General features: G+C 74.0%; 9 protein-coding genes. 6 read left to right on the top strand and 3 right to left on the bottom strand.

Going from position 1 to position 10,571, the window contains the following annotated elements:
* The 3 genes from V3T34_RS16655 to V3T34_RS16645 all read left to right on the top strand — a co-directional run.
* A partial coding sequence (locus V3T34_RS16655) for a porin (protein ID WP_305079743.1) occupies positions 1 to 1,403 on the top strand: 1,403 nt, incomplete at its 5' end.
* A 176-nt stretch (positions 1,404 to 1,579) separates the two neighbouring features.
* Entirely contained in the window at positions 1,580 to 3,499 is a 1,920-nt protein-coding gene (locus tag V3T34_RS16650; protein ID WP_331369242.1) for an OmpA family protein, read from the top strand.
* A gap of 9 nt (positions 3,500 to 3,508) precedes the next feature.
* Positions 3,509 to 3,781: a hypothetical protein gene (locus V3T34_RS16645; RefSeq protein ID WP_305079745.1), complete on the top strand. Its 273-nt coding sequence runs from the start codon at positions 3,509 to 3,511 to the stop codon at positions 3,779 to 3,781.
* Between the two features lie 46 nt (positions 3,782 to 3,827).
* On the opposite strand, the gene V3T34_RS16640 is transcribed toward V3T34_RS16645, so the two are convergent.
* The 3 genes from V3T34_RS16640 to V3T34_RS16630 form a co-directional block, all read right to left on the bottom strand.
* Positions 3,828 to 4,886: an alpha/beta hydrolase gene (locus V3T34_RS16640; RefSeq protein WP_305079746.1), complete on the bottom strand. Its 1,059-nt coding sequence runs from the start codon at positions 4,884 to 4,886 to the stop codon at positions 3,828 to 3,830.
* Between the two features lie 291 nt (positions 4,887 to 5,177).
* Positions 5,178 to 7,316: an OmpA family protein gene (locus V3T34_RS16635; protein ID WP_305079747.1), complete on the bottom strand. Its 2,139-nt coding sequence runs from the start codon at positions 7,314 to 7,316 to the stop codon at positions 5,178 to 5,180.
* Positions 7,317 to 7,435: 119 nt separating this feature from the next.
* Positions 7,436 to 8,461 carry a DUF2865 domain-containing protein gene (locus V3T34_RS16630; protein WP_305079748.1) on the bottom strand — a complete coding sequence of 342 codons (1,026 nt, stop codon included), beginning with the start codon at positions 8,459 to 8,461 and terminating at the stop codon, positions 7,436 to 7,438.
* 224 nt (positions 8,462 to 8,685) lie between these two features.
* Between V3T34_RS16630 and V3T34_RS16625 the strand changes: the two genes are divergently transcribed.
* The 3 genes from V3T34_RS16625 to V3T34_RS16615 form a co-directional block, all read left to right on the top strand.
* The gene (locus V3T34_RS16625) at positions 8,686 to 9,228 is read left to right on the top strand and encodes a CreA family protein (protein WP_060849773.1); all 543 of its coding nucleotides are present in this window, start codon (positions 8,686 to 8,688) and stop codon (positions 9,226 to 9,228) included.
* A gap of 208 nt (positions 9,229 to 9,436) precedes the next feature.
* The gene (gene minC, locus V3T34_RS16620) at positions 9,437 to 10,216 is read left to right on the top strand and encodes a septum site-determining protein MinC (protein WP_060850812.1); all 780 of its coding nucleotides are present in this window, start codon (positions 9,437 to 9,439) and stop codon (positions 10,214 to 10,216) included.
* A 130-nt stretch (positions 10,217 to 10,346) separates the two neighbouring features.
* Positions 10,347 to 10,571, top strand: a 225-nt coding sequence (locus V3T34_RS16615; RefSeq protein WP_331369241.1) for a nucleotide-binding protein, incomplete at its 3' end; no start/stop codon positions are given.

Below are 10,571 nucleotides of genomic sequence, written 5' to 3'. Positions count from 1 at the left end.
ACAACGGCGACCTGATGGGCTACCGCGGCCTCGGCCGCCTCAACCTCGACGCCCGCACCCAGACCGCCTACGGCACGCTCCGCGCCTTCGTGCGCTTCGAGCTCGCCTCGCGGACCGGCGCCTACCTGAACTCGGGCACGCAGCAGCGCATCGCCAACGCCTTCCCGGCGGTCGGCGTCGACACGTTCGGCCGCGCCCAGCAATACGTGAACGTCGACAAGGCCTTCATCCAGTTCGCCGGCCTCACCGCCGGTCGCGCGGCCTCGTTCTACGACTTCTACGCCCACGACTTCGAGATCATCGGCACCTCGCTGGGTTCCGACGTCGCCTCGACCAACCTGCTCGCCTACACCGCGACCTTCGGGAACGGCTTCTCGGCGACGCTGTCGGTCGAAGACCCGACCTTCCGCAAGAACCCGCTGTTCGGCACCGCCACCGCCGGCAACGCGGCGAGCCAGTTCGCGGTCTTCACCGCGGCCGCCTCGAACCTGAGCCCGGTCGTCGCCACCAACGCGGCCGGCGTGCCGATCGGCGAGGCGTTCTACGACCTGCGCCAGACCAACCGCATGCCCGACTTCGTCGGCGCCCTGCGCTACGATGCCGCCTGGGGCTCCGCCCAGCTCTCGGCCGCCGTGCACGAGCTGAACGCCCAGAACGCCACGACGGTCCTGACCTTCGGCGGCGCCGCGATCCCGGCCGGCACGGTCGTGACCCCGCGCGTCAACTCCGAGTACGGCTGGGCCGTGCAGGGTGGTCTGAAGTTCAACCTGCCGTTCATCGCCGCCGGCGACTCCCTGTACCTGCAGGGTTCGTACGGCGAGGGCGCGCAGATCTACACCGGCTACTCCCAGTACATCGGCACCTACACCGCCAGCGCCGGCAACACCCAGGGCTCGCCCTTCGCGGCCTACTTCACCGACGCCGCCGTCAACCCGCTGACCGGCAAGATGGAGCTGTCGACCAGCTGGACCGTCGTCGGGTCGTACCTGCACTACTGGACCCCCGAGGTTCGCTCGGCGATCATCGGCAGCTACGGCGAGATGAGCTTCGGCAAGACCAGCCGCAACCTGCTGGGCGCGCTGAACTTCAACGGCCTGGGCAACCCGGTCAACAGCCCCGGCGCCTTCGCCTACAGCGCCGCCCTGCGCGACACGAGCCAGATCGTTGCCGGCGCGAGCATCATCTGGTCGCCGGTCAAGGATCTCGATATCGGCGTCGAGGGTCTCTACAACCGCGTCGACCTCAAGGGCGGCCGCGTGGTCGACCAGAACAAGGCTCCGGGTCAGGTTCCGGTGGGCCTGAACGCCGCCGGCGTGCCGACCAACGCCAACGGCGTGGCGCTGCCGACCACCAACTACGCGGACACGTTCCAGGTCCGCATGCGCGTCCAGCGCGACTTCTAAGTCGCGATCCGCGGCTCCCTCCGGGGAGCCGCGTCCCGACTTGCCCCTCGAAGGGCCCCGGCGCGCGCCGGGGCCCTTTTTCGTGTGCGCCTTGCTGATGCCGGAAACCGGCGCCAGGGTGACCCGCACGCGCGAAGCCCCCGCCGCGCGTGGTCTCCCCGCGACGAGGTTCCCCCTTGGCCATTCGCTCGATCGGCTGGCTGTCCGGCCTTCCCCTCCTGGCCGGTGCCTGGGTGGCCGCGACGGCTTTCGCCGAGCCGCGGCTCGAGGCGGCTCTCGAGGCGCCCGCCGAGGCGGTCGCGGCGGCGACCGGGCGCGACGGGGCGGAGCCGTGGCTGCGGGTCGAGGCGCGGGGCCGCGACCTCGTGGCGAGTGGCGAGGCTCCGGGCGAGGGCGCCCGCAGCGAGGCCCGCGTGGCGCTCGCCGCCCTGCCGGGCCGGCGCCGCATCCTCGACCGGACCGGCCTCGTCGCCGAGATCTCGCCCTTCACCTGGGCGGCCGCCTTTCGGGCGCCCGACCGCATCGACCTGCTCGGGTACCGCCCGGCCGAGACCGGCCGCGCCGCCCTGACGGAATCCCTGGGCGCCGGGCTTCCCGCCGGGCTCGTCCTGCGCGACGCCGCCCGGGCCGCCCGCGGCGCGCCGGAGAACTTTTCCGAGGCCGCCCGCTTCCTCGTCGCGCAGGTGCGGCACCTGAAGCCCGGCGCCACCGCGGCCCTGAGCGACCGCGTCCTGTCGGTCCACGGCGAGGCGGCGAGCGTCGAGGCCTACGCGGCCCTGCGGGCCGACCTCGCCCACCCGCCCACCGGCTTCGCGGTCGGCGAGGTCGGGGTCGAGCCGGCCCTGGTCTCGCCCTTCGTCTGGTCGGCGAGCCGCGGGCCCGCGGGGATTCGCCTCGACGGCTACGCGACATCGGAGGCCGACCGGTCCGCGATCCTGGCCGCCGCCCGGCTCCTCGCCGAGGGCGCCCCGGTGACCGACGCGATGGGCATCGCCCGCGGCCTGCCGGCGGGCGTCGACGCCCGGGCGCTGGTCGACCGCGCCTTCGCGATCCTGGCCCTGGTGCGGGAGGGCAGCGTCGCCCTCGACGGATCGACGCTGTCGGTGCGCGGCAGCGCCATCGACGTCCAGGCCGTGCGCGAGGCCGAGGCGGCCGCCGCCGGCCTGCCGGCGGGTGTGTCCCGCGGTACCGTCGCGCTGACGGCGAGCCCGGTCTCGCCCTACCTCGTCACGGTCCGGCGCGGGCCGGACGCCTTCACCCTCACCGGCCACCTGCCGGATGCCGAGGCCCGCGCGGCATTGCGCGCCGCCCTGCGGCCGCACCTCTACGGCGAACGGGTGATCGACCGTACCCGGATCGCCGAGGGCGCGCCGCCCGGCCTCGTCGAGGGCCTGACCGCCGGGATCGGCGCCCTCGCCCAGCTCGCCGAGGGCGAGGTGAGCGTGCGCGACCAGAATCTGCGCATCGCCGGCGAGGGCCTCTATCCCGAGAGCGCCCGCCGCGTCGCCGCCGAGGCCGGGCGCCTCGCCCCGGCGGGGTGGCGGCTCGACGTCGCGGTCGGCGCCCGCGGCGCGACGCCGAGCCGGGACCCGGCGGCCTGCCGCGAGACCTTCGCGGGCCTGGCGAGCGGGCAGGCCCTGCGCTTCGATCCCGGCAGCGCCGACCTGAAGCCGGCCTTCTACCCCGTCCTCGACGAGGTGGCGGGCCTCGCCCGCACCTGCCCGCAGGCCCGGATCGAGGTCGCCGGACACGACGACCCGCCCGGCAGCGCCCCGCCGGCCCCGATTGCCAAGGAAACGTCTGCCAAGGAAACGTCTTCCAAGGAGGCTGCTGCCAAGGAGACCATTTCCAAGGAAGTGCCGGCCAAGGAGGCGTCCGGCCGATCGAAGCCCCCGGCAAAGCCCGGAAAGCCGGCCGAGAAACCGGCGCCGAAGCCCGCCGAGGCCTCCGCCATGCCCGATCCGGGCCTGCCGCAGCGGCGCGCCGCCGCGATCGTCGATTATCTGCTCAAGGCCGGCATCCCCGCCGACAGGATCGCCGCGGCGCCTGCCGAGGCCTCCGACCGCCGGGCGGTCGCCTTCGCGCTCCGCTCCTGAGGCCTTTTCGTGCTGCTCCTCGCATCCGTCGCCTGGCCGGGTCTCCTCGCCGCCCTCCTCATCGGCCTCGGCACCGGCCTCTGGGCCGGCCCGCCCGCCGGCCGCCTGCCGCGGCTCGCCGCCCTCCTCGTCGTGCTCCTCGCGCTCGCCTGCCTCGCCACGGCGCTCGCCGGCCTCGTGCCCGGGCGCGAGGGGTTCCGGGTCGAGAGCGCCGCCGCGATGCTGGCGGCCTACCTCGCCGGCTGCGGTCTCGGCGGCCTGTCGCGCCGGGCCCAGTCCTGATCCGTCGCGGCATCGCCCCCGGGAGGGCGATGCCGGCGGCACCCGGTTACCGGGCGAGGTGCCGATCGAAGAACCGGGCGATCTCCTCGAACACCGCCTTCGTCTCCGGCGCGGTGTCGTCGCGGATGTAGTGGGCGTGCGACTGGCCCTCGCCGACCTGCAGGAAGGCCTCGACCCCGGCCTCGCGCAGCTTGCGGTGGACCCGCACGGTGTTCGACAGCAGCAGGTCGCGGGTGCCGGTCGTCAGGATCGTCGGCGGGAAGCCGTGCATGTCGCCGTAGACCGGCGACAGCATCGGGTCCTTGAGGTCGTGGCCGTTGGCGTAGACCTTGGCGCCGGCGTCGCAGAAGCCGTCGGGCGAGACCAGCACGTTGTCGAGCATCGCGTTGGTGACGAAGCTGTCGCCGACCTTGGTCGTGTCCGACATCGGCGTGCCGGGCGCGATCGCGGCGGGGAGCGGCAGCCCCTCCCGCTTGGCGCGCAGGACCATCGCCAGGGTCAGCGCCCCGCCGGCCGAGGTGCCGAAGATCGCGGTCTTCTTCGGGTCGGTCGTGCGGGTGACCGCCTTCCAGACGGTCATCGCGTCGTCGTGGGCGGCCGGATAGGTCGCCTCGGGCGGCATGCGGTAATCGACCGAGATCACCTTGAAGCGGCCGAACCCGGCCATGAAGATCGCCTCGGGCAGCCCGGCCTCGCCGGGATTGAGCACGTAGCAGCCGCCATGGACGTGGACGAGGACCCGGTCGCGGTTCTCGGGCGCGATGTCCTTCGGGGTGACGATGTAGGCCCGCACCCCGTCGATGGTGGTCGGCTCGATTCCGACCTTCAGCCGCTCGAGCATGCCGGGCACGAGCTTGCGCAGGGCCGCCGCCCCGGCCTCGGCCACCGGCTTCCACTCCTCGCCGGTCCTGGGCTGGATGTTCCAGTTGGTGCGCAGGGGCGCGCCGACGATCTTCGCCATCTGCGGGCTGACGTCGGCCGGCACCGGCACGCTCTTGGCCGGCACCTCCAGCGGCGGCGCCTGCTGGGCCGCGACGGCCGTGGCGACGAGCGCGCCCGCGAGGGCGCCGCCCCACCGGCCGAGCCGGCGTGCATGGACGGTCATGGGTGTCTCCTCCTGCGAAGGCCCGCTTCCGCCGTCTCGCGCGGCGGGTCGCGGCCTGCCCCGGTCAATCTAGGCGGTGCGCCCTGTTAGGCCAACGCATCGTCGATCCGCACGGATCGCGTATCGTCGAAACGGAAACGGGCCGCCCCGGTGAGGGGCGGCCCGCGTCTCTCGTTTGCGGCTGCCGGCGCCAGAGCGCTTCACGATCGCGCTGCAATCGCGAAGCTCGCTAAGTCTTTGTTTTGTCGACTTTTCTCCGACGAACCGGTTTCCGCTTCGTCGGAAAATGCTTCATTGCTGCTGCTGGGCCGGCTGACCCTGCTGCTGGATCAGCGGGGTGATGCGCCGCACGGTGACCCGGCGGTTCTCCCGCGAGGCGCTCTGCGTGTTCACCTTCAGGTACTGCTCGCCGTACCCTTGGGTCGTCAGGTTCTCGGGCGGCACCTTGAAGTCGCGGGTCAGCACCTCGGCCACCGACTGGGCGCGCCGGTCGGAGAGCGAGAGGTTGTCGACGTCGTTGCCGACCGCGTCGGTGTAGCCCTCGATGAGGAAGACCTCCTGTGGATTGTTCTGGATCGCCTGGTTGATCGCCGCCGCGATGGTGGCGAGGCGCCGGGCCTGGTCCGGTGTCACCTGCCACGAGCCGGTGTCGAAGGTGATCGTGTCGATGTCGACGCTGCGCATCCGGGCGCGCAGGGTCGGGCTGGAGCGCACCTGGTCCAGGGTGTAGCGCCGCTCGATCGGCGCCACCGGCGGGGCGGTGAGCGCCTCGTAGATCGCGCCCTCGTCGGCCCGGTCCGCCTCGACCACGTAGCGGTCGCGGGGGATGCGGATGTCGGGCGGCGGCAGCACCACCACGTCCTGCTCGATCGACCGCGGCGGGCCCGCGTAGGAGTTGTCGATCAGCACCACCTCGCGCCCGTCCGGCCCGCGGCGGTAGCGCCGCAGCAGGCGTCCGTCGTCGTCCACCACGGTGAAGACCTGGTAGCCGCCGGGGCGGTCGATGATCGTCACCGTGTCGCGGCCGCGGCGCTCGATGCGGGCGTCGCGGTCGAGCAGGCGGAACCGCTCGGTCTCGTCGTGGCGCAGGAAGTAGCGGTCGTCGTCGCGCACGATGACCCGGCCGGGCTCGCGGATGATCAGGCGGCCGCCCTCGTTGTACTCGCGCCGGGCCCGCCGGACATCGTCGTAGCTGCGTACGTCGATGTCGCCGCGGCGGAAGCCGCCCGGGACGTAGTCCGGCGCGTCGCGGCGGTAGCCGCCGGGCAGGTCGCCGCGGTCGTTGAAGCCGCGCCGGTCGCCGTCGCGGCGGTCGGGGTCGCGGCGATCGAAGTCGCGCGGGTCGCCGTTGCGCCGGTCGAAGTCGCGCGGATCACCGTTGCCGCGGTCCTGGTCGCGAGGATCGCGCCGGTCGAAGCCGCGCTCGTCGCGGCCGTCTGGCCCACCGGGCACGAAGGGACGGCCGGGCACGCCGGGCCGCTGGTTGGGCGGCAGCGGCGCGTCGTTCGGGCCGGCGCCGGGCGCGTCCGGCCGGCCGGGTCCGCGACCGGGCTCGCCGGGCTGCGGCGCACCGGGCGGCGGAGCTGCGCGGCCGGGAGCCGGGGGCTGACCGGGCGCGGGCGGCTGGCCCGGGCCGCGCTGGCCCGGGGCGTCGGGGCCGCGACGGTCGTCGCGGGCGTCGGGACGCTCGTCGCGGCGATCCGGCCGGCCGTCGGGCGCCGGACGGTCACGCGGATCCGGACGGCCTGCGGGGCCGCGATCCTGCGGAGGAGCCGGCGGGCGGCCGGGCTCGTCGCCGCGCGGGCCGCGCGGCTCCTGGCGGTCGGGGCGCTGATCGGGGCGATCCGGCCGATCGGGACGCTCCTGCCGATCGGGACGGTCGGGCCTCTCCTGACGGTCGGGCCGATCCGGGCGTTCCGGGCGGTCGGGCCGATCCGGGCGGCCCTGCGGGCCGCGCTCCTGCGGCTCCGGCCGCTCGCGCTGCTGGGGGTCGGGACGTTCGCGGGGGGGCGTCGGGCGCTCGCGCGGCTCCTGGCGCTCGGGCCGCTCCTGCCGGGGCTCGGGACGTTCTTGCCGGGGCTCGGGCCGCTCGCGGGGCTCGGGGCGGGGCGCCGGGCGCTCCTGCCGCGGCTCGGGGCGCTCCTGCCGGGGTTCAGGCCGCTCCTGTCTCGGCTCGGGGCGCTCGCGCGGCTCCGGCCGCTCCGCCGGACCCCGCTCCGGGCGCGGGCCCCCGCGCTCGCCGCCCGGGCCACCGGGCCCACGCTCGCCGGGACCACCGGGACCACCGGGTCCGCCCCGCTCTCCCGGCCCGCCCTGGGCCAACCGGATCACGTCGTCGCCCCGCGCCGCCACCTGGCTCGCGAGAACGGGCTGGAGCAGCAGCGCCGGCAGGATCGTGCCGGTCAGCAGCAGCGCGCGGGCAGGGCGCATCAGGAAAAACCTCTCGTCCGTCGTCGGTCCCTTCGAACACCTTGACGGCGAGTTGGTTCCCTCGCGCGGTTCCCTTCGGTCAGCCGGCCCGGGCGGTCGCGCCGGGCCGGGCGGCGATCTCAGGGGGTCGCGACCGGCGCGGCGCCCGGGGTCGCCACGGTGGCGGCCGCCTGCGGGCCCTCCGCCTTGGCGGTCATCGGCACCGGGATCAGGTTCGGGGCGATGATCCGCACGGCGGGGCGCTCCTCCGGGCCGGTCGGGCGGGCGGCGTCGACCGCCTCGACCGTCTCCTCGACCCGGGTCGCGGCGGTCGCCGCCAGGGTGGCGGCGGCCCGGTCGGCGCGGCCGACGAGGGTCAGGCGCACCTTCGGCCGCGACATCGCCTCGGCCTGGGCCGGGGTGACGAAGATGTCGCCCTTGTGGCGCACCAGCATGCTCTCGGCCTTCACCAGGGCCTGGGCCCAGCTCTGCGTGCCCTTGCACGAGCAGTTCGGCACGAAGGCCTTCTGGAACTTGAAGGCGTTCGGCAGGGCCGAGTAGGCGCGCTTGGTCTGGACCGCGGCGGCCTGGGTCAGGCCGTTGTCGGAGGGCGGCATCGAGTAGGCGGCGGCCTCGGCTCCGGGGCAGAGCGCCTGGCACATCTCGTCGGCGCCCTCCCGCCCGTCGGGCAGGTTCGGCATCGGGAAGTAGGCGCCGTCGCACATCCGCACGCAGATCACCTGCGAGCCGCCGCGCCCGAAGCCGTCGGCCGGCTTGGACTGCAGGGCCGCCGGGGTCGGAAGGCCGGTGCAGGACTCCTTCACGGCGGCGATGAGCTGCTCGCGCCGGGCGTTCGAGACCTCGCGCGCGCCGGCGCCGTAGCCGGCGTTGAGGGCGCGGATGCGCTGCTCGACCTGGGCGCATTGCGGCGGCCGCATGTCGAAGAACAGGAAGCGCCCGCCCTCGCACCCGATCGACTGCCGGTAGGCGACGAGCTGCTGGATCTCCTCGACCTGGCCGCGGTTCGATTCGCGCTGCAGGCCGGCGAGCTCGGCGCGGAAGCGCTGGCAGGCCGCCGCGCTGGGCTCGGCCAGGGCGGCCTGGCACACGGACAGCGTGGCGAGGATCCCGGCGAGGAGCCGGGCCGTGAAGCGAAGCAGCGGCATGGTGTGCGGGGACCGGCCGGTATGCGGGGACGATCCGCCCGCCGGGGGGCGGACGAGACGAAGGCCGTCCCGCAGGCGCACGGCGCCGAGCGGCAACGCCGGCGGTGAGGCCTGGCGTCGACGCCCAAGCGTGGCAGGACGGGACGCCCCCGTTCTAGCCTCCCTGGCCGCCGGGCGACAGCCTCCCTACATGCGTTAAGGTTCTTCACTGAAAGGTTGACGCGATGGTGTGGCGGCGGGGTCTCAGGGCTCGCGGTCGGAAGGCTGTTGTGGCGGCGCTCGCCCTCGGGGCGTGCCTCGGGGCGGCGCAGAACGCGGCGCAGGCGCAGGAACCGGACCGGATCTTCGACAAGTCGACGGTCTGGCGGCCGCTGACGCCGAACGACAAGCTCGTCGTCTACGGCATCGACGATCCGGACGTGGACGGCGTCGCCTGCCACTACACCCAGCCCGAGAAGGGCGGCATCAAGGGCACGCTCGGCCTCGCCGAGGAGGTGTCCGACATCTCGCTCTCCTGCCGCCAAGTCGGCCCGGTCAAGTTCAAGGGCAAGGTCAAGCAGGGCGAGGTCGTGTTCAGCGAGCGCCGCTCGCTGATCTTCAAGAGCATGCAGATCGTGCGCGGCTGCGACGCCAAGCGCAACACGCTGATCTACATGGTCTACTCGGATAAGGTGGTACAGGGCTCGCCCAAGAACTCGACCTCGACGGTGCCGCTGATGCCCTGGGGCACCGAGCCGCCGCCGAAATGCGGCGACTTCCTGGGCTGAGGCCCGATCCGTCCGGGAGCCGCGAGAGTGCCAGGAGGGTCCGCGTCCGCGCGGGCCCTTCGTCGTTTCGGATGAGCGAGCGGCGCGGGGCCGCGACCGTGTCGTCCGGGCCGATCCCTGAACGAAACCGCGGCCCCTTCCGCGCCATTAACGATCCGGTAACCACGCTGCGCGCTTCATGGTGGTCGGTAACAACTCGTCAACCGCCGTGACCAGCATCAGCCTCACACGCCCCTCCCTCCCGCTGCGCGGCCGCTCGTTCCGGGCGCTCGTGCTCGCGCCGGAGACGCCGCTCGGCGACTGGTTCTCGCACCTGGATGCCCTGGTGCAGCGCTCGCCGACGCTCTTCTCCGAGCGCGCCGTGATCCTGGACGTCTCGGGCCTCGCCAAGGATTCCCTCCGCGGGGATCCGGCCGGACCCGAGGCGGCCGAGCCCGCCGAGGACGACAAGGATGCCGCGGCGGGAACGCCCGACATCGCCGGCCTCGTCGACGAGCTCAAGCAGCGCGGCATCCGCATCATGGGCGTCGAGAAGGCCGAGCCGGCCTGGCTCGGCCCGGCGCTGCCCCCGCTCCTGAGCGGCGGCCGCCCGGCCGAGATGGCGCCGCCCGAGCCCGTGAAGGAGCCCGAGCCCGTCAAGCCGCCGGAGCCGCGCAAGCCGAACTCCCTCGTTCTCGAGACCCCGCTGCGCTCCGGCCAGTCGGTCTATCACCCCGAGGGCGACGTCACCGTCATGGGCTCGGTCGCCTCCGGCGCCGAGATCCTGGCCGGCGGCTCGATCCACATCTACGGGGCGCTGCGCGGCCGCGCCATCGCGGGGGCCGGGGGCAATCCCCGGGCCCGCATCTGCTGCCGCAAGTTCGAGCCCGAGCTGATCGGCATCGACGGCCTCTTCCGCACCGCCGACACCACCGATCCGAAGCTGCGCAAGAAGGCGGTCCAGGTCTGGCTGGAGGGCGAGACCCTCCGCATGGCCGCCCTCGACTGAGACAGGACGGCCTGGCGGACCGGGGCGATCGATCGCCCCGGTCCGCCCGGCGACACCCGAACAACCCCGTGAGCGCGCGACCCGGACCGGGACGCCGCCCCATCCCGACAGCTCGGGCGGAGCATTCTCGATGTCCAAGATCATAGTGGTGACGTCCGGCAAGGGCGGGGTGGGCAAGACCACCACGACGGCGGCGCTCGGCGCCGCTCTCGCCCAGACCGGGCAGAACGTCTGCGTGGTCGACTTCGATGTCGGCCTGCGCAACCTCGACCTCATCATGGGCGCCGAGCGCCGGGTCGTCTACGACCTCATCAACGTCGTCCAGGGCGACGCCAAGCTCCCCCAGGCCCTCATC

Source organism: Methylobacterium ajmalii (assembly GCF_036448855.1).
Lineage (GTDB): Bacteria > Pseudomonadota > Alphaproteobacteria > Rhizobiales > Beijerinckiaceae > Methylobacterium > Methylobacterium ajmalii.
This window is presented reverse-complemented; position numbering and strand designations above follow the sequence as displayed.

What these genes read in the sequence shown, in the direction of transcription:
- V3T34_RS16630 (WP_305079748.1), bottom strand. Translation starts at nt 8,461, where the DNA reads ATGCCGCTGCTTCGCTTCACGGCCCGGCTCCTCGCCGGGATCCTCGCC.
- V3T34_RS16625 (WP_060849773.1), top strand. Translation starts at nt 8,686, where the DNA reads ATGGTGTGGCGGCGGGGTCTCAGGGCTCGCGGTCGGAAGGCTGTTGTG.
- V3T34_RS16640 (WP_305079746.1), bottom strand. Translation starts at nt 4,886, where the DNA reads ATGACCGTCCATGCACGCCGGCTCGGCCGGTGGGGCGGCGCCCTCGCG.
- V3T34_RS16635 (WP_305079747.1), bottom strand. Translation starts at nt 7,316, where the DNA reads ATGCGCCCTGCCCGCGCGCTGCTGCTGACCGGCACGATCCTGCCGGCG.